The sequence below is a fragment of the Herbiconiux sp. genome (assembly GCF_004297105.1).
Classification (GTDB): domain Bacteria; phylum Actinomycetota; class Actinomycetes; order Actinomycetales; family Microbacteriaceae; genus Herbiconiux.
Window position 1 is genome coordinate 48,282 of the sequence record NZ_SCVE01000001.1, and the last position, 24,237, is coordinate 72,518.

A 24,237-nucleotide genomic window follows, 5' to 3' on the forward strand; every position below is an offset into this window, starting at 1 on the left:
GAGGGAGGGGGTTAGCGGCCGGTGCCTGCGTGGACCACGGCCTCTTCGGCCGCGTCGAGGCCGAACGCCGTGTGCACGACGCGCAGGGCGTCGTTGATGGTGTCGGCGCGCGTGACCACCGAGATGCGGATCTCGCTCGTGGAGATCATCTCGATGTTGATGCCCGCCTCGAAGAGCGCAGTGAAGAGCTTCGCCGAGACGCCCGCGTTGGTGCGCATGCCGGCGCCGACGAGCGCGAGCTTGCCGATCTGGTCGTCGTACTGCAGGGCGGTGAAGCCGACATCCGACTGCTCGGCACGGAGGGCCGTGAGCACGAGCTGGCCCTCGCTCTTCGGCAGGGTGAACGAGATGTCGGTGAGACCCGTGGATGCCGCCGACACGTTCTGCACGATCATGTCGATGTTCGCGCCGGTCTTCGCCACGATCGTGAAGATCTGGGCGGCCTTGCCCGGGATGTCGGGCACGCCGACGACGGTGATCTTCGCCTCGCTCAGGTCGGTGGCGACTCCGGCGATCATGGGCTCTTCCACAGCACCCTCACTTCCTTCTTGTCCTGCATCGGCTGCGCGTGCGGCCTGGGCTTGCGATCCGGCGACGGTGGCGGGGCCGAAGGGCTCCGCATCCGTCGGGTTGTAGACGATGGTGCCCTCGTTGTTGTTGAAGCTCGAGCGCACGTGCAGCGTGACGCCGTGGCGGCGGGCATACTCGACGGCGCGGATGTAGAGCACCTTGGCGCCGTTGGCGGCGAGCTCGAGCATCTCCTCGCTCGTGATGCGGTCGATCTTGTGGGCCTTCGGCACGAGGCGCGGATCGGCCGAGAAGATGCCGTCGACATCCGTGTAGATCTCGCACACGTCGGCCTTCAGCGCGGCGGCGAGGGCGACGGCGGTGGTGTCGGAGCCGCCGCGGCCGAGCGTGGTGATGTCTTTGGTGTCGCGGTTGAAGCCCTGGAAGCCCGCCACGATCACGATGGCGCCCTCGTCGAGCGCCTCGCGGAGGCGCACCGGGGTGACGTCGACGATGCGGGCGGAGCCGTGCGTGGCATCCGTGATCATGCCGGCCTGGCTGCCGGTGAAGGAGCGGGCGTCGTGGCCGAGCGACTCGATGGCCATGGCGAGCAGGGCCATCGAGATGCGCTCACCGGCGGAGAGGAGCATGTCCATCTCGCGGGGCGCGGGAATCGGCGCCACCTGGCCGGCGAGGTCGAGCAGTTCGTCAGTGGTGTCGCCCATGGCGCTCACCGCGACGACGACCTCGTTGCCCGCTTTGCGGGTCTCGACGATTCGCTTGGCGACCCGTTTGATGCTCTCGGCGTCGGCGACGGATGATCCGCCGAACTTCTGCACGATCAGACTCACGTGGTACTCCTGCTTGGAACGCTGCTGCACGACGACGCTGGGCCTTGCGACGCCGGGGGTTGCGAAAACCCGACTGCCAACTATATCGCGCGGGGGTGAGGGCGTTTCCCGGGGCGTTGTGTGCAGCTTCCTCCGGAGCGTTGTGCGCGGCGTTCTCCGCGGTGTTCCGGGAGGGCGGCGTTCACGGGCGGTTTCCCGGTCTCCGTTCACGTCGCATTCATCTCCTGCGAATAGCGTCACCCTCGTGAAGACTCGACGGTGGAACAAGACGGCGCTGAAGGCGCGACTGCGGGCGGACATCGCCTTCGACACGGCGCCGCGCCCGGTGAACGCCGATCTGGCGTCGAAGCGACTCGAGTACTTCCGCATCGTGGCGCTGGTCGAAGCCGGCACGGTCGGCGCGGATGCCGCCGCCGAGCTCTTCGATGCGCTCGTGGCCTCGCTCGCGCCCGATGTCGTCGAAACCGGCGACCTCGAGCGGCAGCCCGCCGCCTAGAGCAGCGGCTCGCCGTCGAGAGGCGAGCGCACGTCAGAGCCGCGGGCTCACGCCTGACCGGCGGGGATGGGCGAGCCGCCGCCCTACTTGGCCTGGTCGTAGCTCGCCACGGTCGCGACGGTGACCGGGAACTGCACCGGGGCGTCGCCGAAGATGAGCCTCCCCGCTTCGACCGCCGCCGCGCGGATCTCGTCGCCCACCTGCTCGGCGAGATCGAGCGGGGTGTGCACCATCACCTCGTCGTGGAGGAAGAAGGCGAGGTGGGGGCGATCGGCGAGCGGCGCATCCGCATCGCTGTGAGCGTCGAGGCCCAGCTGCCAGAGACGGCGCCGGATCGAGCCGATCCAGCAGAGCGCCCACTCGGCCGCGGTGCCCTGCACCACGAAGTTGCGGGTGAATCGGCCCCAACTGCGGGCCGCGGAGCGGGCACGGGAGCGGGCGGCATCCGTTGCCTCGTCGGATCCGGCCGCGTCCTGCACGTCGAGCCAGGCATCGCCCGGCCGCGGCGAGGTTCGGCCGAGGCGGGTGGAGACCGTCGCCCCGGCCTCGCCGGAACGGGCCGCGGCCTCGACATAGGCGATCGCCGCGGGGTAGGCGCGGGCGAGGCGCGGCAGCATGCGGCCGCTCTCCCCTGTGGTGCCGCCGTACATGGCACCGAGCATGCCCAGCTTGGCGTGCGCGCGGGTGTCGACGGCACCGGATGCGACCATGCCGTCGTAGAGGTCACGGCCTTGCCCGGCGGCGGCCATCGCCCGGTCGCCGGCGAGGGCGGCGAGGATGCGGGGCTCGAGCTGAGCGGCATCCGCCACGACGAGGATCTTGCCCGGGTCGGCGCGAACCGCCCCGCGCACGGCCTTCGGCAGCTGGAGTGCGCCACCGCCTTCGGATGCCCACCGGCCCGTCACGACGCCGCCCGGGAGGTAGGTGGGATGGAAGCGGCCATCGCGCACCCAGGTGTCGAGCCAGCTCCAGCCGTTGGCCGTGAGGATGCGGGAGCGCTTCTTGTAGTCGAGGAGATCGGGGATGGCGGGGTGGTCGATGTTCCTGAGCTCCCAGGAGCGGGTGCTCTCGGCGGTGATGCCGGCGCGACGGAGCGACTTGAGCAACTCGGCCGGGGAGTCGGGGTTCGCCGTCGGATCGCCGAGGTGGGTTCGGATGCGGGCCAGCAGGGCCTCGAGCTGAGCGGGGCGCGCGCCCGGGACGGCGGGGCGCGGGCCGAGGAGGTCGTTCAGGATCTCGTCGTGGCGCCGGGCATCCCACGGGATGCCGACGTACTGCATCTCGGCGGCCACGAGGGCTCCCGCCGATTCGGCGGCGAGGAGGAGGGCGATGCGGCTGGGGTCGTCGGCTGTGGCGACAGCGTCGCGCTGGAGGAGCCACTCGGTGAGCTCGGGGAGTTCGGGGAGCTCGGGGAGCTCGGGCGGTTCGAGGAGCGGCGTCTCCGCTGCGGAGGGGTCCGGCCTCGGTCCGGCCGGGCTGCTGCTGCCTGAGCGGGTCGTTCCGGATGCGCCCGCGTCGGGTGCATCGGCGGCAAGCGCACCGGCGGCAAGTGCGTCGGCGGCAAGAGCATCGGCGGCAAGCGCGTCGGCGGCAAGCGCGCCGGCGGGTGATGCGGGAGCGGAGAGTGCCCGTGCGGCCGGTGGCGCCACGAGTTCGTCGACCTCGAAGAGCGCGGTGTGCTCGGAGCGCTGGAAGCGGCCGGCCGAGTCGATCGGCAGGCCCTGGTGAGTGACCGCCGAGGGGTGCGGCATCGCATCCCACCGGCCGGCGGGCGCCGTGGCGAGCGCGGAGTGCGCGGTGAGCGACGAGGCACGCAGGATGAGGTGGCAGAGGCGGAGGTCGACGCACCGTTCGACGCGCACTCCGGCCGCGAGCAGCCGCGGGTACCAGCGGGCTGTGTCATCCCAGACCCAGCGCGGGTGCTCGCGCTCGAGGTCGGCCGCTGTCGGCGCGAAGTCGGCGACCGTCACGACTCGGGGTTCGGGGAGGGCGTCGCCGTCACCGGTGCTCGTGGGATCGTAGGGCTGGAGACGGATGCGGTCGGCACCCGCATCCGTGACGAGCACGAACGGGGTCACGCGGGCATCCGCTCGCCGTGCATCAGCTCTCGACGAGGCGGCGCCCCTCGAAGGCGCGGCCGAGCGTGACCTCGTCGGCGTACTCGAGGTCACCGCCGACGGGGAGCCCCGAGGCGAGGCGGGTGACGCGGATCTCGAGGGTGGTGAGCAGGCGTGAGAGGTAGGTGGCCGTGGCTTCGCCCTCGAGGTTGGGGTCGGTGGCGATGATCACCTCGGTGACGGTGCCGTCGGCGAGACGCTGCATGAGTTCGCGGATGCGGAGGTTGTCGGGGCCGATGCCGTCGATGGGGCTGATGGCGCCGCCGAGCACGTGGTAGAGCCCGCGGAACTCCCGGGTGCGCTCGATGGCCACGACGTCTTTCGCCTCCTCGACCACGCAGATGAGGTTCTGCGCGCGGCGCGGGTCGCGGCAGATGCCGCAGGTCTCCTGCTCGGAGACGTTGCCGCAGATCTGGCAGAAGTGCACTTTGTCGCGCACATCGGTGAGGATCTCGGCGAGCCGGCTCACGTCGAACGACTCGGTCTGCACGATGTGGAACGCGATGCGCTGGGCCGACTTGGGGCCGATCCCGGGCAGGCGGCCGAGTTCGTCGATGAGTTCCTGGACGATTCCTTCGTACATGGGTGAGCTCTACGTCTCTCTGCGTCGCGGTGCGGCGGGTGGTGGCGGTGACCGCTAGGCGTCGCGGCCGGGGAGTGGCTGTTCTTCGATGAAGTTGGCGCCGAGGATCTCGCGCACCACGGCCTCGCCGTATCGGAGACGGCCACCGACGGAGGTCGGCGCGGCGGGGGCCGCGGGCGGCTGGGCGGCGGGCGGCGGGGCGGCGGGCGGCGGGGCGGCGGGCGGCTGGGTGGCTGCGGGGGGTGCGGTGTCCGCTCCGGATGCTTCGAACCGCAACGCACCGGGACGCACCGCCGGGTCGGGGCTCCCCGAGGCGCGCGGGGACGGGGGTTGCTGAGACGGCGTCGCGCCGGCGCCGCGGCTGGGCTGCGGCGGAGCGACGGGCGCTTCCGAGGGCAGGATGTCGGCCAGCGACGGCGGAAGGTCGGGCTCGTCGCTCGGCATCGGCTCGTCGAACGCGGGCGGCTCGTCGTCGTCGGACGACGTGGGGATCGCGACGACGTCCCACGAGGTGGTGGGCGCGGCGGCGGGGGCCTGCGGCGGGCGCCCGCCGGACGCAGGGCGCTGAGCCGGCGCCTGACTCGAAGCCGGTGCCTGACGCTGAGCCGGCGCCTGACTCGAAGCCGGTGCCTGACGCTGAGCCGGCGCCTGACTCGAAGCCGGTGCCTGACGCTGAGCCGGCGCCTGACTCGAAGCCGGTGTCTGACGCTGAGCCGGCGCAGAGGAGGCGTTCTTCGTGAGGGAGGCGAGCTGGTCGCGCATCCGGGCGACCTCGGGTGACTCGCCGGCCTCCGCGGCTCCGGCGACGACGGGCGCATCCGGGGCCGGGGTGTTCTCGGTGAGACCCGGGACGGCCCAGCCCGACGGATCGACGACAGCGCGCGGCTCCGGCGGGAGGTCTTCTTCGACGGGTGGTTCCTCATCGGAATCGGCGGAGTCGATGTCATCGGAGCCGGAGCCATCGGAGCCGGAGTCATCGAAGTCGGTGTCATCAGACTCGGAGGCGTCGGCACCGGCGCTCTCAGGCCCGGCGGCAGGACGGGCGCCGCTCTCAGGACCGGCGACAGCAGAGCCGGAGGCAACAGGGGCGGAGCCGACGGGGGCGGGCCGCTCCGCACTCCGAGGTGCGGTCGCCGCCGTGGCCGTCTCCGGCGCGGCGACGGGCGCCGCCGCCGTCGGGGCTGCCGCCGCGGGCGCCGGTGTGGCAGGGGCACGCGTCACTGCCTCATCGTGAGGGCGCAGGGAGCTGTCGACGCGGGCGATGTACTTCACGCGGATGCCGAGCACATCGAGGATGGCCTGGCGGAGGTATTCGCTCACGCCCTCGCCCGGCGCCGAGCGCTCCTTGAAGCTCGCGACGTCGTTCTCACTCGGGAAGGCCAGGGTGAGCACGTCGCCGTCGAGCGCCCTCACGTGCGCGGTGAACACGACGAGCCACGCTGTCATCTTCGCCTTCTGCACCGCCTCGAGGATCTCGGGCCACGCATCCTTCAGCTGCTGCAGCGACACGGCTCCCGCCGAGGCCGCGACTGAAGCCGCGACGGACCCCGCGGTGGGTGCGGGTGCCGCGACCGGAGTGACGGATGCGGGCACGGCCACCATCTCGGGGCCACTCTCCCCCACCTGCGGCGGCACGACGGCGGCCGCACGCGAGTCGGCTGCGGCGGCGGGGCCGGCCGGGTCGGAGCTCACGGGCGTGGCCGCCGGGCGCGCAGCCGCATCCCCCGTCGCCGACCGGCCGACGCCCGGCGCCGAACCGACGGGCGTCTCGGGTACCGAGGCAGCGGCGGACGCGGCGGCGGCATCGGCACCGGCCCCAGCACCAGCACTAGCACCAGAGGTAGGGGAGGCACCGGAGGCGCCGGGCACACCGGAGGCACCGGCCGAGGAGGCCGCCGCGCGAACAGGCGCATCTCTCATCGACCCGGCCGCCGGCACAGGAGTGGACGCGGGCGTCGGGGCGGACGCGCCCCGACCGGGCGCATCCCCCATCGACCCGGCCGCCGGCACCGGTACGGGCGCAGCTGACGACGGCGACGGGGTGCGAGCCGGCGCATCCGCCATCGACGATGCCGCGGGGATGGGTGTGGGCGCAGGCGGCAGAGCCCCCGGCGCGGGCGCCGAAGCAGGCGCACGGTCGACAGGGCGTGACGCGACGGGCGCTGCGGCGGGCGCCGCATCCAGCCCGTCGACGCCGATGCGGCGCTCGAGGCGCTCCACCCGCGCCAGCGCACCACGCTGCGTGTCGTCGGAGGCGGGCACCAGAGCGCGGGCCACCATCAGCTCGAGGTGCAGCCGCGGAGACGTGGCCCCCGTCATCTCGGTGAGCGCCGTGTTCACGATGTCGGCCACCCGGGAGAGTTCGGCGTGCCCGAAGAGGCCCGCCTGGCGGCGCATCACCTCGATCTCATCGACCGGCACACCGCGCAGAACCGAAGAGGCCTGCTCGCGGGTGGCCTCGACCACGATGATGTCGCGCAGACGCTCGAGCAGGTCTTCGACGAACCGGCGCGGGTCTTGCCCGGTCTGGATGACGCGATCCACCGCATCGAACGCCGCCGCACCGTCGTGGGTGCCGAGCGCGTCGATGGCCTCGGAGAGCAGCGCGCCGTGGGTGTAGCCGAGCAGAGCCACGGCCCGCTCGTACTCGACGCGGTTGTTCTCCGACCCGGCGATGAGCTGGTCGAGCAGCGAGAGCGTGTCGCGCGCCGACCCGCCGCCCGCCCGCACGACGAGCGGCAGCACGCCCGGTGCCACCTCGACGCCCTCGGAGTCGCAGAGCTGCTGCACGTACTCGAGCAGCTGCGCCGGCGGGATGAGGCGGAAGGGGTAGTGATGCGTGCGCGACCGGATGGTGCCGATCACCTTGTCGGGCTCGGTGGTGGCGAAGATGAACTTGATGTGCTCCGGCGGCTCCTCGACGATCTTGAGCAACGCGTTGAAGCCGCCCGAGGTCACCATGTGCGCCTCGTCGATGATGAAGATCTTGAAGCGGTCGCGGGCCGGGGCGAAGATGGCGCGCTCCCGCAGGTCGCGCGCGTCGTCGACGCCACCGTGGCTGGCGGCGTCGATCTCGACGACGTCGAGCGAGCCCATACCGTCGCGGCTCAGCTCGACACAGCTCGGGCAGACACCGCACGGGGTGTCGGTGGGGCCCTCTGCACAGTTCAGGCAGCGGGCCAGGATGCGTGCCGACGTGGTCTTGCCGCAGCCGCGCGGGCCGCTGAAGAGATAGGCGTGGTTGACGCGGTTCGTGCGCAGCGCCGTCATGAGCGGATCGGTCACCTGCGACTGCCCGATCATCTCGGCGAAGTTCTCTGGCCGGTAACGGCGATACAGGGCGGTGACCACGAAGTAAGACTACCCGCGGCCGCCGACACCGAGGCAGTCACGGGGGCAGACTCGGGGGCAGACACCGAGGCAGACACCAAGGCAGGTCACGGGCGCTGCACTCCCGTGACATTGAGGAAGATCGCGTAGAGCGACGTCGTCGCGGTGATGTAGAGCCGATTGCGATCCGGCCCGCCGAACGCCACGTTGGCAGCCGCCTCCGGCACCCGGATCTTGCCGAGCAGGGTTCCGTCGGGATCGACGCAGTGCACGCCGTCACCCGCACCGATCCAGAGCCGCCCGGCGTCGTCGACGCGCAGCCCGTCGGGGATGCCCGGCATGACCTCGATCAGCACCTCGCCTCCCGTGAGCACATTGTCGGCATCCACGTCGAAGACCCGCACGTGCCGCGGCCCCTCGGGGTCGGGCAGGAACCCCGAGTCCACCACGTACAGCTTCGACTCGTCGGGGCTGAACGCGAGCCCGTTCGGCTTCACGAAGTCGGCGGCCTTCAGTGTCAGTTCACCGGAGGCCGGATCGAGCAGATAGAGCCCGTCGACATCCAGCTCGGCCGGCCGGGGCACGCCCACGAAGCTCGTCTCACGGCCGTACGACGGGTCGGAGAACCAGATCGTGCCGTCCGACTTCACCACGACGTCGTTCGGGGCGTTCAGCCGCCGGCCCTCGGAGGAGTCGGCCAGCACGGTGACCGAGCCATCCGGTTCGGTGCGGGTGACTCTTCCCGCGCCCTGCTCGCAGGTGATGAGCCGGCCCTGCCGATCGCGGGTGTTGCCGTTGGCGTTGCCCGAGGCGCCGCGGAAGAGCGTCACGGCGCCCGAGTTCTCGTCGTAGCGGAGGATGCGCTCGTTCGGGATGTCACTGAAGATCAGGGCGTGCTGGTCGGCGAAGTACACGGGGCCCTCGGCCCAGCGGAGCCCACCGTGCAGGCGCTCGAGCTGAGCCACCAGATCGATGCACTCCCCGAACCGCGGGTCGAGGATCTCGTAGATCGACTCGCCCGTGGGCAGAGTCATCATCGAGTCGGCTGCGGTCATGGCGCCCGCCGGTACGGGAGAGAAGTAGTCCACGCTATCGCCGGGCCATCGGGTTGCGCGCGAGAGCCAGCACGATCACGATCAGGGCGCCCTGGATGATGAACTGCCATCCGCCGCTCAGCCGCGTGATGTTCGCGAGCGTGGTGAGCAGCGTGAGCAGCACCGCCCCGGCCCAGAGCCCGGAGATGATGCCGCGCCCGCCGGCGATCAGCGAACCGCCGAGCACCACCACGGCGATCGACGCCAGCTGATAGCTCGAGCCGAGCCCCAGTGACGGCCCGCCGCTGTAGGCCGCGAGCAGCACACCGGCGAGACCGGCCATCCCGCCCGACAGCACGTACGCCGACGCCCGGATGAGAGCAGGCCGAGCATTCGCGAAGCTCGCCGCCACCGGCTTCTGCCCCACGGCCTCCACGCGCCGGCCGTAGCTGGTGCGCTTCAGGATGATGGCGAACGCCACCGCGATCACCACACCCACGATGCCGAAGATCGGGATGGGCCCGATCTGCGCGGTGGTGAACTGCGAGAGCGCCGGAGCCGCGACCCCGACCACGCTGCCCGAATAGACGAGCGTGATGGTCTGCAGGCCGAAGCCCACCGCCAGAGTACCGACGAGAGGCGGCATCCCCACGAATTCGATCAGCACCGCGCTCACCGCGCCGGCGGCGAGGCCGGCGACGACGGCCACCAGGATGCCGGCCACGATGTTCGAGTTCTCACCGGCCATGATCTGGCAGGCGAGGAACGCGCTCAGCGTCATCACGTACGACACGGAGAGGTCGATGCCGCCGTTGCCGACGGTGATGACGAAGAGCTGGCCGATGCCCACGATCACGAGGAAGGTGGCGATGATGATGCCCGCGCTGATGGTCTCCACGAGTCCGCGGCCGGCGATGATGCCGATGGCGAGCCAGATGGCGATCATGCCGATGAAGGCGGGAGTGGCGGGATGCTTCAGCACGGTGAGGACTGCGGCTCCGAGTGTGGGCCTGCCCGGTTTCGTGGATTCGGCCGGCGAGGTCTTCAGCCGGGTATCGAGATCGGTCACAGCGTCCTCCGCACCTTCCGGATCCAATTGACGAGCGCACGCAGCACCAGCACGAGCACGAGCACGAGGCCCTGTGCAGCGGCCTGGAAGCTCGACTGCACACCGATGAACTGCAGGAGCGAGCCGATCAGGCCCACCACGAGACCACCGGCTACCGCGCCGACCACCGACACCTCGCCGCCCTTGAAGCTGCCTCCGCCGACGATCACGCCCGCGATGCTCAGCAGCACGTAGCTCTGGGCGATGTACGGGTCGCCTCCGCCCGTCTGGCCGCTCAGGTAGAGGCCCGACAGCAGCCCGAAGATCGCGGCGAGCACGTAGAGGCTCACCTTGGCCCTGATGACCGACCATCCGGCGCGGCGAACCCCCTCCGCGTTCGAGCCGGAGCCCCGCAGCACCGCACCGTACTTGCTGCGATGCAGGAACAGCGCCGTGACGACCGTGACGATGGTCAGCACGATGATCACGCCCGGCACCACCGGCGGGTTGAATCGCACGAAGCTCACGATGCCTTCGGGCACCACTCCTCCGGGCGTCGGCAGGATCAGGATGGCGATGCCCAGCCACACGAACGACATGCCGAGGGTCACGACGATGGAGGGAAGACCTCGCACCGCGATCAGCACCCCCATCGCGGCGTACGCGGCCACCATCACCACGAGGAACAGGATGCCCGCCGCGGGGTTACTCGGCAGGATCACCGCGATCACGACGTTGGCGAGCCCGATGAACGAGCCGATCCCGAGGTCGATGTCGCCCGCGGCGATCACGAACATCTGGGCCAGCACCGCGAAGACCAAGGGGATGAGCGGCGCGAGAACGAGGTTGAGTCCCGTCGGTGAGGCCACGAGAGGCCGCAGCGCCACCATGATGCCGAAGATGATGAGGGCGGCGACGCTCGGCAGGAACCAGGGACCAAACAGGCCGCTGAGGCGTTCGCGCGCCGTCGGTGCGGTGCTCCGCTCCCGCGTGATCGGTGGGGTGGTCGTCATCGAACCGACTCCTCTGCATCGAGGGGACCGGCTCCATCGAGAAGCTCGGCGTCCTGGCCGCCGAACGACAGCGCGATGACGGCGTCCTCCGTGGCCTCGGTCCCGGTGAGGGTGGCCACGATCGTGCCCACCCGGAAGACGAAGACGCGGTCGCAGTTGCGCAGCTCCTCGTTCTCCGTGGAGTACCAGACGATGGTCTGGCCCTCTGCGGCCTGGCGGCGGAGCAGGTCGTAGACCTCGCTCTTGGTGGCCTGGTCGACGCCTCGGGTGGGGTCTTCGAGCAGAAGGATGTCGGAGCCCACCGCCATGGCCCGCGCCATCAGTGCCTTCTGCTGCGTGCCGCCGCTGAGGCTCGTGATCGGATCGGTGGGGCTGCCCTTGATGCCGAGACGCGAGTACCACTCGTTCACCAGGGCGCCCTCGCTGCGGGGCTTGATGAGGCCGGCCGCCGTGAGCTTGCCGAGACTCGAGAAGCTGATGTTGGCGGCCACGTCCCACAGCGGGAAGATGCCGCGCACACCGCGGTCGCCGCTGACGTAGGCGGAGTCACCGACCACGGAGACCGAGTGGTGGGTGGTGCGCTTCGGCGACCGGTGCCCGCCGGAGCGGCGGGCCGAAGCGCGGTAGACCGCCTCGAGGGCGAGCAGCTGACCGTGGCCCTCGAGTCCGGCGAAGCCGATGATCTCGCCCTTCCGGATCTCGAAGTCCGCGGTGTTCCCGTCAGCCGACTGCTGCTCCAGGCGCACGACGACCTCGCCGTCGGTGACCGGTGGCGCATCGATGGTGCTCACCGGGAGGCCATCAGCCGCCTCGGGCACGGGCCGCTCGCTCTCGTGCGCCGCGAGACCCATGGCGGCCACGATCGAGTCCTTGGTGGCCGTGGCGGCATCCTGCTCGCTGAGCACCCGGCCGTCGCGCATCACGTAGATGCGCGAGAGGTGGTCGATCATCTCCTGCAGACGGTGCGTGGTGATGATGACCGAGACGCCGTCGGCCGCGCGTTTCTCCAGGTAGGCGTAGAAGCTGGCGGTCGCGGAGGCGTCGAGCGACGAGGTGGGCTCGTCGAGGATGACGAGCCGTGGAGGAGTCGTGCTCTCGATGAAGCTGCTCGCGCACTCGATCATCTGGCGGCGGGCGATCGAGAGTTCGTGGATCGTCGCGTCCTGGCGGATGCCGTGGCCCGGGAACATCTCGTCGAGCACCGCGCGCAGACTCCGCCAGGCCTTCGAGCGCCAGGAGAGGCCCTTGGCCGCATGGTCGAAGATCGCCGCCGTCTCGTCGACCCGGAGGCTCGCGCAGAGCGACAGCTCCTGGTACACGGTGCGCACCCCGAGATGCTCGGGGTGCGCCACCGCATCGGTTGCGGAGCGGGGCGTGCCACCGATCGTCACAGTGCCGGAATCGCCCGCGATGGTGCCGTTGACCACCTTGAGGATCGTGCTCTTGCCCGCTCCGTTGTGGCCGGCGATTCCGATGAGCTCGCCCCGCCCGACGGTGAACGACGCATCGTCCACCGCCAGGGTCGAGCCGAACCGCTTGCTGACGCCCTGGACGACCAGGGTGTCCTGTGTTGATTCGTCTGGCATGGTGCCCTCTCTCCGCGTGCCTTCGTGACCGTTCAGCCGACCGAGGTCAGTTGGTCGGCGGCAGCGGCGAGTCCTGCAGCACGGGGTCGCCGTCGATCGCCGCCTTCACGTAGGACTGGGCCTGGTCGAGCGTGGTGGGGTTCTCGGCGATCTGCGTGTACTCGAGCGCCGAGGCCCAGGCGTCCCGGTTCTCCTCGGGGATGATCAGGAGCGGGGCGTAGACGGTCTTGTCGGGCAGGTTGGCCGCGTCGTCCTGGTTGTTGATCAGCATCCACGACAGCCACAGGGCGGTCGAGGAGATGCTCGGCTGCGACGAGATCGACATGGTCTTGTAGTCGGGGTTCTCCTGAGCGACCTTCACCCAGCCCTGGAGGCCCTGACCCGAGTTGCCCTGGATCACGAGCGGCACGGGCGAGGTGCCGGCCTGCAGGAAGGCGTCGAGCGTTCCACCGCCGTCGTTGCCCTCGGTGAGCACGCCGTCGATCGTGGGCAGTGAGGGGAGGATCTTCGCCACCTCCTGCTGCGCGGTCGACTCGGTGAATTCGCCGTAGACCTCGCCGACGATCTTCATGTCGGGGTACTTCGCGAGAACCGACGTCGCGCCGCGGTAGATGTCGTCATCGACGGTGATGCCGGCGATGCCGCGGACGAACAGGATGTTGCCCTTGCCGCCGAGCTGGTCGGCCATGAACTGGGCCTCGAGTGCGCCGTAGGTCTCGTAGTCGAACGCGACCTTGTAGGCGCAGTCGGCGGTGGCGAGCGAGTCGAACACGACGACGGTGACGCCGGCGTCGCACGCCTCCTGGATCGCGCCGTTCAGCGCGGTCGGTGAGGCGGCGTCGATGATGATGGCGTCGTAGCCCTCGAGCACGAGCGACTGGATCTGCTGGGCCTGCTGAGGAGCCGAGCCATCCGAGTTCACCACCTTGAAGTCGCTCACCTTGTCGGGGTTGGCCTTCGCGGTGGCCTCGAAGCTGGCCTCCATCTGCTTGCGCCAGATGTTGCCGTTGAAGTAGTTGCTGAGGGCGATCTTGATCGGCTTGTCACCACCGGCGGCGCCGCCATCGGTGGCGCCGGGGTCGGTTCCCGCACCGGCGCAGCCGGAGAGGACCGCGGCGGATGCGACGATCATCGCGCCGATGGCGAGTGACCGGCGGAGGCCGGAGCGAAGTGGATTCATCATGTTTCGTTTCTCCTCATTGAGTGGAACTATGACTGCTGGTTCGGGCCGGAGCCCCAGGGACACCCTTCCCACCGCGGGCGGGGATCGACTCGCGGTCGAAGTGGGAATCGGGTCAGGAGGTCGACGACGAAGACATCCGTGTCACGTAGCTGAGCCTCATTGTAGGATTGTCGTACAACCGACGGGACCACCGTATACGCGAGTCCGATCCGGCGCAACTCCCTCCCCGAGATCGGTTCTGAGCCGGGTTATGAGCCACGTTCTGGGCCGAGTTCACGACGCCCCTCCGTCGACCACCAGGGCGTGACCGGTCATGAACGACGACGCGTCGGAGGCGAGGAACACGAAGGCCTCCGCGATCTCGTCGGCGCGGCCTTGGCGCTGCAGCGGCACGGCCGCACGCACGGCTGCATCCTGGGCCGCCCGGCCGCCCATGTGCGACACGATGGGGTCATTGAAGGGCGTGTCGACCCATCCGGGGGCGATGCAGTTCACGCGGATGCCCTCGGGCCCGAGCTCGGAGGCGAGCGTTCGCGTGAAGGCGATGATCGCGCCCTTCGAGGCCGAATAGCCCGCGAGGCCCGCCGGCGCCTTGAAGCCACCCACGGATGCCATGTTGACGATGGCCGGCGAATCACTCTCCCGCAGGTACGGCACGCCGTACTTCGCCGCCAGGAAGCACGAGCGGGCATTCACCGACATGTGCAGATCCCAGTCCGACTCGGCCATCTCGGTGATCGGCGACGAGCGCTGCACCCCGGCGTTGTTCGCGATGACATCGATGCCGCCCATGTGCTCGACGGCTGTGCGGAACAGGTTCTGCATGGCCTCCCCGTTCGACACGTCGGTCTGCACGAACCAGGCGCGTCCGCCGGCGGCGACGATCCGCTCGGCGGTCGACGCGGCGGCCGGATCGATGTCGCCGATCACGACATCGGCACCCTCGGCCGCGAACAGCTCCGCGGCGGCGGCGCCGATGTTCGCGGCGGCTCCGGTGATGACGACATGGCGTCCCTGCATCCGGCCGCTCATCGGTTCCATCCCTCGAACAGGTCGACGGCGGCTTGCGCGATGGCGACGTCTTCGTCGAGCGATCCGCCGCTGGCGCCGACCGCACCCGCGACCTCGCCGTCGACGATCAGCGGAAAGCCGCCCGCGAAGGTGATGAGCCCGCGCACCGACCCGTGGGCGAGCCCGGCGAACGGCCCGCCGGGCGAGGTCGCCTCGGCCAGGTCTCCCGACGGCTGGCGGAGGGATGCGGCGGTGTAGGCCTTCGCCGTGGCCACCTCCCCCGTGAGCACCGGAGCCCGGTCCTGACGCCCGAACGCCACGATCTCCCGGCTCGCATCGAGGATCGCGACACTCGCGGGAACCCCGATCCCGGTCGCCCGCTCGAGTGCCGCGTCGAGCAGCAGGCGAGCCTCCTCGTAGCCGAGCACGCGGGCCATGCGCGCCGCGGGGATGTCATTCGACGTCATCGTCGTCCTTTCTCGTGGCAACGCGAGCGTGCATCCGGAGAGGGCGTCGCTGCCGTTGACCTGTGACTGACTTTCGTCATACGATCGTACAGAAGACGATCGCGTCCAGCCAGACTTTTCTCGCGTCTTCCCAGAATCGATCGTCGAACGAAGGTGTTCATCAGATGCAGCATTCCCCTCTCCGCAGCCCGTCGCATCCCGGCGACAAGGCCGGTGGCAAGGCCGGCGACAAGGCCGACGTGGTCATCGTCGGGGCAGGGCCGGCCGGAGCCGTCGCGGCGCGTCGATTCGTCGAAGCCGGGTACACCGTGGTCTGCATCGAGCAGGGCGACTGGCCCGACTACACGCAGTCGCACGTCGCCGACGAATTCCTCGAGCTCAGCGCGGGCAAGCAGTGGAACCCGCAGCCCTCGGTGCGGCGGTCGTTCAGCGACTACCCGATCGACACCACCGCATCCGACGTCGAACCCCTGATCTGGAACGGCGTCGGCGGCAGCGCCGTGATGTACGCGGGCATCTGGATGCGGCTCATGCCCTCCGACTTCCGCGTGCGCAGCCTCGACGGCGTGGCGGATGACTGGCCCCTCAGCTATGAAGACCTCGCGCCGTACTACGAGCGCATCGAGCGCGACTTCGGCGTCTCGGGCCACCCGGGCGACCCCGCGTTCCCCGACATCGACGCCTACCCGATGAAGCCGGCACCCATCGGCGCGGCCGGCCGCATGATGGCCGAGGCGCACAACCGCCTCGGCTGGCACTGGTGGCCGGGCAGCAACGCCATCGCCACCGAGGACTACCGCAACCAGGGGGCCTGCGTGCAGCGCGGCGCCTGCATGTGGGGCTGCATCAACAAGGCCAAGGGGTCACCGGATGTCACCCACTGGCCCGATCTTCTGAAGCAGGGCGTTCGGCTCATCACCCGCGCCACCGCGCAGGAGATCGAGACGGATGCGCGGGGCCTCGCCACCGCGGTCGTCTACATCGACGACGACGGCGTCACCCATCGCCAGGAGGGCGATCTGGTGGTGCTCGCCGCGAACGGACTCGGCACACCTCGACTGCTGCAGCTGTCGACGAGCAGGCGCTTCCCGAACGGGCTCGCCAATGGCTCGGGGCTCGTGGGCAAGCGGTTGATGATGCATCCGTTCGCCACCGTCGTCGGCGTCTTCGACGAGCAGCTCGACCCGTGGAAGAGCGTGTGGGGGCAGCCGATCTACTCGCTCGAGTTCTACGAGACCGTGCGCGAGCGCGGCTTCCTGCGCGGCGCGAAATGGAACGTGACGCCCACCGGCGGCCCGCAGGCCATGTCGGCCGCCTTCCCGTGGGGCGGCGCCGCCATCTGGGGCGACGCCTTCCACGACACCGTGCGCGACCGCCTCGGCCACTCGCTCGCCTGGGGCATCGTGGCCGAAGACCTGCCCGAGGAGCACAACCGGGTGGAGCTCGACCACTCGACGCGCGACCGGTCGGGGCTGCCCGGGGTGAAGATGATCTACGAGACCTCGACGAACACGAAAGACCTGCTGGCCTTCAATGTGGAGCGCGCCGGCGAATCGTTGCGGGCCGCCGGCGCCAAGGAGACCATCGTCGCGCCGATGATCCGCGAGACCGGCTGGCACATCCTCGGCACCGCGACCATGGGCGACGACCCCTCGTCGTCGGTGGTCGACGGATGGGGGCGAGCCCACGACGTGCCCAACCTGATGATCGTCGACGGCAGCACCTGGCCCACGTCGTCCGGAATGAATCCGACGCCCACCATCGCCGCGTTCTCGCTGCGAGCCGTGGAGCACGCCGTCACCGCGCGCCGCAGCCAGGCGGTGGCCCTGTGAACGCACCGGCCCTGCCCGCTCCCCTGGGCGACGTGCCCCTGAGTGATGTGCCCCTAAGTGACGACGAGAGAGCGAAGCTCGCCTCCGTCGCCGACCTCTTCATCACCCGCTCCTCCGGCATGCCCAGCGCCTCCGATGCGCGGGTGCACAGCGAGTTCATCGACCGGGTGTTCGGTGTGCGGCCCGATCTGCTGCACGCGGTGCGCACCGGTCTCCGCCAGATCAAACCGCCCCTGCCGGGCACATTCGAGGAGCTCTCCGACCGGGGCCTGCCGGGGCTGCGCGCTCTCGCGGATGCCGTGACCGCCGCCTACTTCCTCAACCCCGATGTGGCCCGGCTCGTGGGCTACCAGAAGCGGTCGGTGATCCCGATCCGCTTCGACGACGACCTCGATGGTCTCGTGGCGCCCGTGAGCGCGCGCGGCCCCATCTATCGCCCGACCCCCCGAGAGGACTCCTGATGGCCTTCGACCACCGCGACGGGGCATCCGCCGCCAATCCCTATGCGCCCCTGATGGGACGCACGTTCGTCGACCTCGACGAGACCGGGCCGCTGACCGTTCTCGATGAGACACGGGCGGCCACGCTGTCGGCGTGGGTGTCGCGCCTCATCCCGGGCAACGCCCACTGGCCCTCGGCCTGCGAACTCGACACCGTGGCCTACATCGACGCGATCGTGCGCAAGGCCCCGACCCTCCGCCCTGTGCTGCTCGGCGGCATCGACGCGGCGGATGCGGCAGCGCGATCCGCCCACGGGTCGCCGTTCCGCGAACTCGAGACCGCGCAGCAGGTCGCGCTCCTCACCGAGCTCGAGACCACCGGCGCTCCCGAGGCCTTCTCGATGATCTTCGAACTGACCTATGAGGCGTACTACCGCGCCCCGAGCGTGCAGGAGGTCGTCAAGAGCCGCACGGGCTTCGACGTGCACAACACCGTCGTCGGCAAGCCGATGAAACCGTTCCCCGTCGAGCGCCTCTCGACCATCAGCACCCGACCCGACCACTTCAGGAGCGTGAACGCATGACCGACGCGAGCACTCAGATCCCCCTCGAGTCCCCCGTCGCCGACGTTCTCGTCATCGGTGCCGGCGCGGCCGGAGCCGCCGTGGTGTGGAGCCTTGCTCGCCGGGGCCTCGACGTGGTGTGCCTCGAGCAGGGCGACTGGGTTCCCCAAGACCAGATCCCCAAGAACCACGCCGACTGGGAGGTGCGCGGGCGACACTACTGGAACCCGAGCCCCGGCAAGCGCCGAGGCCCGGCCGACTACCCCGTCACGAACCTCGGCGAGAACCCGGTCGACGTGTACATGTACTCCGCGGTCGGCGGGAGCGCGATCGGCTACGGCGCCCACTTCTGGCGGTTCGAGCCATCCGACTTCAAGGCGAAGACCATCGACGACTTCGGAGTCGACTGGCCGATCGACTACGACGACCTCGTTCCCTACTACGAGATCAACGAGCAGATGATGGGCATGTCGGGCGCCGGCGGCGACCCGGTGCAGCCCGGCCGGCCATCGGTACCGCTGCCCCCCATCCCGATCGGCCGACAGGGCGACCGCTGGATCGACGGCTTCGACAAGCTCGGCTGGTACTGGTGGGCGCAGAGTCAGGCCCTGCTCTCCGAGGACTACAAGGGCCGGCCCGCCTGCGTCAACCGCGGCTTCTGCGCGTTCGGCTGCCCGAGCGGCGCTCTCGCGCTCCCCTCCAACACCTACTGGCCCGAGGCGCTCGCCGCCGGTGCCCACCTGCGCACGAACGCCCGCGTGCGCGAGGTCACCGTCGATGACGACGGCGCAGCCACGGGAGCCCTCTACTACGACGAGGAGGGCGAGCTCCGCCAGGTCAGGGCGCGCATCGTGGTGATCTGCGGCAACGGCGTCGGCACTCCGCGACTCCTTCTGATGTCGAAGTCGCCGCGGTTCCCGAACGGTCTCGCCAACAGCAGCGGCCAGGTGGGCCGCAACTTCATGCCGCACGTGCAGACCATGGTGATCGGCCACTTCGACGAGCCCACCGACGCCGACCACGGCGCGTGGGGCGGCACCGTCTCGTCGCGCCACTTCTATGAGACGGATGCCGGGAACGACTACGTGCGCGGCTTCACCATGGTGGCCATGCGCGGCTACTCCCCGCTCAACACCGCTCTCGCCACTGCGCCCTGGGGCGAGGGCCACCACGAGGCCCTCGAGCACCACCTCAACCACGAGGCCACCATCTGGGTGTGCGGCGACGATGCTCCCGAGGAGCACAACCGAATCGAGCTCGACGAGGTCAATCTCGACGAGTTCGGCCTGCCGGGCGTCACCACCTATTACACGCTGAGCGAGAACTCGAAGCGCCTCGGTGCCGACGGGGTGCGCAAGGCCACCGAGCTCGCCTTCGCTGCCGGCGCCGACTCCGTTCGAACCACCGGCTTCGACTCGATCCTCGGCTGGCACCTCCTCGGTACCGCGCGCATGGGAGATGACCCCGCGAACTCGGTCGTGAACGCCGACAACCGCGCGCACGACGTGCCGAACCTCTACGTGGTCGACGGCTCGAGCTTCTCGACGGGAGGCGCGGTCAATCCCACCCACACCATCCAGGCCCTCGCCCTCCGGGCCGCCGACAAGATCTGGGAGGCGCTCGATGTCTGAGACCGTGCCAGCCGCGACCGCGCCCGGCCTGTGGGAGATCACGATCGTGCGCGTGGGCACGCGCAGCACCTCGCGCAGTGACGTCTACCTCAACTACCCGCTGTACCACCAGGCCGACGGCCCGATCGACATGGACTACTTCTTCTGGGTGCTCCGCAGCCCGGAGGAGACCATCCTCGTCGACACGAGCTTCTCCCGGCACGGCGGCGAGTCCCGCGGCCGCACGGTGCTGCTCGAGCCGGCGGATGCCTTCCGGCTCGCAGGCGTCGAGCCGGGCAGCGCGCCGCGCATCATCGTCACCCACGGCCACTACGACCACATCGGCAACCTGAGCCTCTTCCCCGACGCACAGATCACGATGTCCCGCACGGAGTTCGACTTCTGGACGGGACCGCACGCCGACAAGCCGCTGTTCGCGCACTCCGTGGAGGCCGATGAGATCGAGCACCTGCGCCAGGCGGCCGACCGCGGCAACGTCACGTTCATCAGCGGCACGGCCGACGTCGCGCCGGGCATCCGCCTCCTCGAGATCGGCGGGCACACGCCCGGGCAGTGCATCCTGTTCGTCGAGACCAGCGAGGGCACCGTGCTGCTCGCCTCCGACGCCGTGCACTACTACGAGGAGTACGAGCAGGACATCGTGTTCACCTCGGTGAGCGACCTCGTGGAGATGTACGACAGTTTCGCGCTCATCCGCCAGTGGGAGGCCGACGGCACCGTCGACCTCGTGGTGTCGGGGCACGACCCCTCCACCCTCGGCCGCTTCACGCCCGCCACCGGCGCCCTCGAAGGGCTCGCGGCCACCATCGGCACAGCGACCCCCGGTGACACCACCACAGCAGAAGACACCACCACAGCAGTCACCACAACAGAAGGAGTGCACTCGTGACCAGCAGGAGACTCGAGGGCGCGGTCGCCGTCGTCACGGGAGCCGGGAACGGACTCGGTCGCGCCTCGGCACGGCGACTGAGCGAGGAGGGCGCATCCGTCGTCGTGGTCGACATCAACGGCGACACGGCGGAGCAGGTCTCGGCCGGTCTGGCCGGCCCCTCGATCGCCGTGCACGCCGACATCTCGACCGAGGACGGGGTTCAGTCGTACGTCGACGCCGCGCTCGCCGAGTTCGGCCGCATCGATCTGCACCACCTGAACGCCGGGATCTTCGGCGGGTTCGACGCCCTGCCCGACCTCTCGGTCGACGACTTCGAGAAGGTCATGGGCGTGAACGTGCGCGGGCAGTTCCTGGGCCTGCGCGCGGCGTTCCGGCAGTACCGCGATCAGGGCAGCACCGGGGCGATCGTCGTGACCGCCTCGATCGCGAGCCTCACCGGCAGCGCCGACCTGCTCCCCTACGTCACGTCTAAGCACGCCGTGGTGGGTCTCATCCACGGCGCCGCGATGTACGGCGGGCCACTGGGCATCCGCGTCAACGGTGTCGCGCCCGGCATCGTGCCGACCGACCTTTTCGCGGCCGCCGCCTCGACCTCGGGGGGCAAGAACGACATGGAGCAACGTGCCTCCACCACCCCGCTCCGCCGGGCCGGCACCGCGGAGGAGATCGCCGCGGTCGCCGCGTTCCTCCTGTCGGATGACGCCTCGTACGTGACGGGGCAGATCGTGTCCGCCGACGGCGGGGCGACCATCGTCAACACCGTGCGTCCCTCCGGCGGCGCAGGGGCCTGGAACACCGACCGCGTCGATCAGGCGCTGTACGGCGATCAGTGGAACACGCAGCGCGGTATACCGCAGAGCAGCACTCCGCAGGGCAGCACACCGCAGAGCACACACGAGAAGGGCACCGCACGATGACGGAACCAGTGATCGGGTTCATCGGACTCGGCAACATGGGCGGGCGGATGACCCGCTGCATCACCGGCAAGGGGATCGAGGTCATCGGCTACGACGCCCACGCCCGCAACATCGAGGGGGCAGGGGCTGTGGCCGGCACCTCGGCCGGCGATGTGACGGATCGGGCCGACATCGTCTTCCTGTCGCTTCCCGACAGCCGCATCGTGGAGTTGGTGGTGCTCGGCGACGACGGCGTGCTCGCGCACGCCAAGGAGGGCCAGATCGTCGTCGACCTCAGCACCGCGAATCCGGAGTCGACGCGCGAGATCGCGGCCGCTCTCGCGGAGAAGGGCGCGCACTACCTCGACGCCGGCATCTCGGGCGGCGCGGCCGCCGCGGAGAAGGGCACGCTGACGCTGATGGTGGGAGGCGAGCAGTCGGCACTCGACGCCGTGCACGAGGCGATGTCGCACTTCGCCTCGAACATCGTCTTCATGGGCCCGTCGGGTGCAGGACACACCACGAAGCTGCTCAACAACTTCCTCAATGCGGTGGCTCTCTCGGCCACCTCGGAGGTCATGGTGGCGGGCCGCCGCGCCGGACTCGACATGGATGCGCTGCTCGGCGTGCTCAACACGAGCTCGGGCGTGAACTTCGCCACCCTCAACCGCTTCCCGAAGATCGTTCACGGCGACTACCTCAAGGGTGGCCTCTCGAACGCTCTGATGATGAAGGACGTGCTCCTCTATACCGAGCTCATCGCCGGACTCGGCGTGGCCGGGGTGCACGCCGCCGGGCCGCTCGCGAGTTTCGGGGCGGCCATGGCCACCGGCCGATCGGCCGAGATCAGCAACACCGTCGTCGACGTGCTCGGCGACCTCTCGGGCGGAGTGCGCCTGTACGACACAGAAGACACAGAAGACACAGAACACGCAGAAGCCACAGAACACGCACGCGACACGGGGAGCGCATCATGAGACACATCTCGGCAGCCGAACGAGCGGGCACGGCCGGCAAGACCGGGTCGCAGTTCACCGGGCAGGTGTTCAACTACCTGACGATGCCTGCCACCGACGGCATCGTGATCAACACGGTCACCTTCAACCCCGGCGCCCGTACGTTCTGGCACAGCCACACCGACGGCCAGATCCTCGAGGTCCTCGCCGGCCGCGGCCTCGTGCAGTCCGAAGGCGGCCCTGTCGTCTCCCTCGGAGCCGGAGACACCGTCTGGGTTCCCCCGGGAGAGCGCCACTGGCACGGGGCCGCTCCCGACTCCTTCATGATCCACACCGCGATCTCCCTCGGTCCTACCCAGTGGGACCACGAAGTGACCGACAGCGAATACACCTCCCGCCCTGACGACAGCCCCCGCAGCGACCCCAGCCTCAACGAAACGGACGAACGATGAACCGAGAATCCACCCACTCCGACACCTACGAGGCCGGGCTCGCCATGCGCCGCCAGGTACTCGGCGCCGAGCACGTGGACCGCAGTCTCGGAGCCGTGACCGAGTTCTCCCGCCCCATTCAGGAGCTCGTCACCGAGTACTGCTGGGGTGAGATCTGGACGCGGGAGGGCCTGCCGCCGCGCACCCGCAGCCTGCTGAACATCGCGATGCTCACCGCTCTCAACCGTCCGCACGAGCTCGGCGTGCACGTGCGCGGCGCGATCACCAACGGGGTCACCGAGGAGGAGATCCAGGAGGCGCTGCTCCAGACTGCGATCTATGTCGGAGTGCCCGCGGCGCTCGAGTCGTTCCGGGTGGCCGAGAAGGTCCTCCGCGAGCTCAAGGAGAGTGCCTCGAATGGCTGATCGGGGAGTCGTCGCCTTCGTCGGGCTCGGCAACATGGGGTTCCCGATGGTGTCGCGGCTCGTGGCTGCGGGGTTCGAGGTGCACGGCTTCGACGTGTCGCCGGACGCGATCGAGCGACTGGCCGGCATCGGGGCGACGGGCTACCCGACGGCTGCCGCGGCCGCTGAGGGAGCATCCGTCGTCGTGCTGATGCTGCCGAACTCGGCGATCGTGCAGTCCGTGGTCGACGACCTCGTCGCGGCGGATGCCGTGAGCGGCCGGATCATCGTCGACATGAGCTCCTCGGAGCCGCTGGCCACCCGCGCGCTCGCGGTGTCGCTGGGCGAGGCGGGTGCGGCGCTCATCGACGCGCCGGTCTCCGGCGGCGTGACCGGCGCGGTGAAGGGCACGCTGACGATCATGGTCGGCGGCGACGAGGACGCGTTCCAGACCGTGCTGCCCGTGCTGTCGGAGCTGGGCAGGCCCATCCGCACCGGCGAGGCGGGCTCGGGACATGCCATCAAGGCGCTCAACAACCTGCTCTCGGCGACCCATCTCATGGCGACGTCGGAGGCCATGGAGGCCGGCGTGGCGTTCGGTCTCGATCCCGAGGTGATGCTCGCGGTGTTCAACACGTCGAGCGGCCGAAGCGGATCGACTGAGAACAAGTGGCCGAACTTCGTTCTGCCGGGCAGCTACGACTCGGGCTTCGGGCTCGCACTCATGCTCAAGGACATGAAGATCGCCGTGGGTCTCGCCGACTCGACGAGCGCTCCCCACGCGCTCAGCTCGCACGCGGTCGACCTGTGGTCGGCCGCGTCATCGGCGCTTCCGGCGAAGGCGGACCACACCGAGGTGGCAAGATGGGTCGCAGCCGCCGGATCCGATGATCGCTCCGGCTCCGCCGCACCGAATCCGATCACGGGGGTCGAATCCGATGCCTGAGCACCGCGGTGCTCGGGTGG

22 protein-coding genes are annotated in these 24,237 nt (G+C 69.9%); 11 read left to right on the forward strand and 11 right to left on the reverse strand.

Translation table 11 applies throughout. From position 1 onward, the window contains the following. Positions 1-11: 11 nt before the first annotated feature. On the reverse strand, positions 12-1,358 hold the full coding sequence (locus tag EPO52_RS00210) for an aspartate kinase (protein ID WP_290800429.1): 1,347 nt from the start codon (positions 1,356-1,358) through the stop codon (positions 12-14). A gap of 244 nt (positions 1,359-1,602) precedes the next feature. Between EPO52_RS00210 and EPO52_RS00215 the strand changes: the two genes are divergently transcribed. Further along, positions 1,603-1,854 (forward strand): hypothetical protein, encoded by a 252-nt coding sequence (locus tag EPO52_RS00215; RefSeq protein ID WP_290800431.1) that lies wholly within the window; start codon positions 1,603-1,605, stop codon positions 1,852-1,854. An 83-nt stretch (positions 1,855-1,937) separates the two neighbouring features. On the opposite strand, the gene EPO52_RS00220 is transcribed toward EPO52_RS00215, so the two are convergent. The 10 genes from EPO52_RS00220 to EPO52_RS00265 form a co-directional block, all read right to left on the reverse strand. Then, positions 1,938-3,932: a bifunctional 3'-5' exonuclease/DNA polymerase gene (locus EPO52_RS00220; RefSeq protein ID WP_290800433.1), complete on the reverse strand. Its 1,995-nt coding sequence runs from the start codon at positions 3,930-3,932 to the stop codon at positions 1,938-1,940. A 22-nt stretch (positions 3,933-3,954) separates the two neighbouring features. Beyond that, positions 3,955-4,554, reverse strand: a complete 600-nt coding sequence (recR, locus tag EPO52_RS00225; protein WP_290800435.1) for a recombination mediator RecR — start codon at positions 4,552-4,554, stop codon at positions 3,955-3,957. Between the two features lie 54 nt (positions 4,555-4,608). Further along, the gene (locus EPO52_RS00230) at positions 4,609-7,905 is read right to left on the reverse strand and encodes a DNA polymerase III subunit gamma and tau (RefSeq protein WP_290800437.1); all 3,297 of its coding nucleotides are present in this window, start codon (positions 7,903-7,905) and stop codon (positions 4,609-4,611) included. Positions 7,906-7,991: 86 nt separating this feature from the next. Then, entirely contained in the window at positions 7,992-8,939 is a 948-nt protein-coding gene (locus tag EPO52_RS00235; protein WP_290800438.1) for an SMP-30/gluconolactonase/LRE family protein, read from the reverse strand. Between the two features lie 34 nt (positions 8,940-8,973). Continuing rightward, positions 8,974-9,987 (reverse strand): ABC transporter permease, encoded by a 1,014-nt coding sequence (locus tag EPO52_RS00240; RefSeq protein WP_290800440.1) that lies wholly within the window; start codon positions 9,985-9,987, stop codon positions 8,974-8,976. After that, positions 9,984-10,979 (reverse strand): ABC transporter permease, encoded by a 996-nt coding sequence (locus EPO52_RS00245; protein ID WP_290800442.1) that lies wholly within the window; start codon positions 10,977-10,979, stop codon positions 9,984-9,986. Before EPO52_RS00245 ends, EPO52_RS00240 begins: the two co-directional genes overlap by 4 nt. After that, on the reverse strand, positions 10,976-12,565 hold the full coding sequence (locus EPO52_RS00250) for a sugar ABC transporter ATP-binding protein (RefSeq protein ID WP_290800444.1): 1,590 nt from the start codon (positions 12,563-12,565) through the stop codon (positions 10,976-10,978). The genes EPO52_RS00245 and EPO52_RS00250 overlap by 4 nt, the downstream gene beginning before the upstream one ends. 46 nt (positions 12,566-12,611) lie before the next feature. Continuing rightward, on the reverse strand, positions 12,612-13,748 hold the full coding sequence (locus EPO52_RS00255) for a substrate-binding domain-containing protein (RefSeq protein ID WP_290800445.1): 1,137 nt from the start codon (positions 13,746-13,748) through the stop codon (positions 12,612-12,614). A gap of 273 nt (positions 13,749-14,021) precedes the next feature. Further along, a complete protein-coding gene (locus tag EPO52_RS00260; protein WP_290800447.1) occupies positions 14,022-14,768 on the reverse strand; it encodes an SDR family oxidoreductase in 747 nt (248 codons plus the stop codon). 8 nt (positions 14,769-14,776) lie between these two features. Continuing rightward, positions 14,777-15,226: a heme-binding protein gene (locus EPO52_RS00265; RefSeq protein ID WP_290800449.1), complete on the reverse strand. Its 450-nt coding sequence runs from the start codon at positions 15,224-15,226 to the stop codon at positions 14,777-14,779. A 164-nt stretch (positions 15,227-15,390) separates the two neighbouring features. Between EPO52_RS00265 and EPO52_RS00270 the strand changes: the two genes are divergently transcribed. The 10 genes from EPO52_RS00270 to EPO52_RS00315 are packed head-to-tail and all read left to right on the forward strand — an operon-like array spanning position 15,391 to position 24,217. Then, positions 15,391-17,058, forward strand: coding sequence for a GMC family oxidoreductase (locus tag EPO52_RS00270; RefSeq protein ID WP_290800451.1), 1,668 nt, complete (start codon positions 15,391-15,393; stop codon positions 17,056-17,058). Next, on the forward strand, positions 17,055-17,519 hold the full coding sequence (locus tag EPO52_RS00275) for a hypothetical protein (protein ID WP_290800453.1): 465 nt from the start codon (positions 17,055-17,057) through the stop codon (positions 17,517-17,519). The genes EPO52_RS00270 and EPO52_RS00275 overlap by 4 nt, the downstream gene beginning before the upstream one ends. Beyond that, on the forward strand, positions 17,519-18,082 hold the full coding sequence (locus EPO52_RS00280; protein ID WP_290800455.1) for a gluconate 2-dehydrogenase subunit 3 family protein: 564 nt from the start codon (positions 17,519-17,521) through the stop codon (positions 18,080-18,082). The genes EPO52_RS00275 and EPO52_RS00280 overlap by 1 nt, the downstream gene beginning before the upstream one ends. Next, positions 18,079-19,692 (forward strand): GMC family oxidoreductase, encoded by a 1,614-nt coding sequence (locus EPO52_RS00285; RefSeq protein WP_290800457.1) that lies wholly within the window; start codon positions 18,079-18,081, stop codon positions 19,690-19,692. The genes EPO52_RS00280 and EPO52_RS00285 overlap by 4 nt, the downstream gene beginning before the upstream one ends. Continuing rightward, positions 19,685-20,581 (forward strand): N-acyl homoserine lactonase family protein, encoded by an 897-nt coding sequence (locus EPO52_RS00290; RefSeq protein ID WP_290800458.1) that lies wholly within the window; start codon positions 19,685-19,687, stop codon positions 20,579-20,581. The genes EPO52_RS00285 and EPO52_RS00290 overlap by 8 nt, the downstream gene beginning before the upstream one ends. Then, positions 20,578-21,501 (forward strand): SDR family oxidoreductase, encoded by a 924-nt coding sequence (locus tag EPO52_RS00295; protein ID WP_290800459.1) that lies wholly within the window; start codon positions 20,578-20,580, stop codon positions 21,499-21,501. The genes EPO52_RS00290 and EPO52_RS00295 overlap by 4 nt, the downstream gene beginning before the upstream one ends. Continuing rightward, positions 21,414-22,457: an NAD(P)-dependent oxidoreductase gene (locus EPO52_RS00300; RefSeq protein ID WP_290800461.1), complete on the forward strand. Its 1,044-nt coding sequence runs from the start codon at positions 21,414-21,416 to the stop codon at positions 22,455-22,457. The genes EPO52_RS00295 and EPO52_RS00300 overlap by 88 nt, the downstream gene beginning before the upstream one ends. Then, positions 22,454-22,888, forward strand: coding sequence for a cupin domain-containing protein (locus EPO52_RS00305; protein WP_290800463.1), 435 nt, complete (start codon positions 22,454-22,456; stop codon positions 22,886-22,888). Before EPO52_RS00300 ends, EPO52_RS00305 begins: the two co-directional genes overlap by 4 nt. Next, positions 22,885-23,292 carry a 4-carboxymuconolactone decarboxylase gene (gene pcaC, locus EPO52_RS00310; protein WP_290800464.1) on the forward strand — a complete coding sequence of 136 codons (408 nt, stop codon included), beginning with the start codon at positions 22,885-22,887 and terminating at the stop codon, positions 23,290-23,292. The genes EPO52_RS00305 and pcaC overlap by 4 nt, the downstream gene beginning before the upstream one ends. After that, positions 23,285-24,217 carry an NAD(P)-dependent oxidoreductase gene (locus tag EPO52_RS00315; RefSeq protein WP_290800466.1) on the forward strand — a complete coding sequence of 311 codons (933 nt, stop codon included), beginning with the start codon at positions 23,285-23,287 and terminating at the stop codon, positions 24,215-24,217. Before pcaC ends, EPO52_RS00315 begins: the two co-directional genes overlap by 8 nt. Positions 24,218-24,237: the final 20 nt, after the last annotated feature.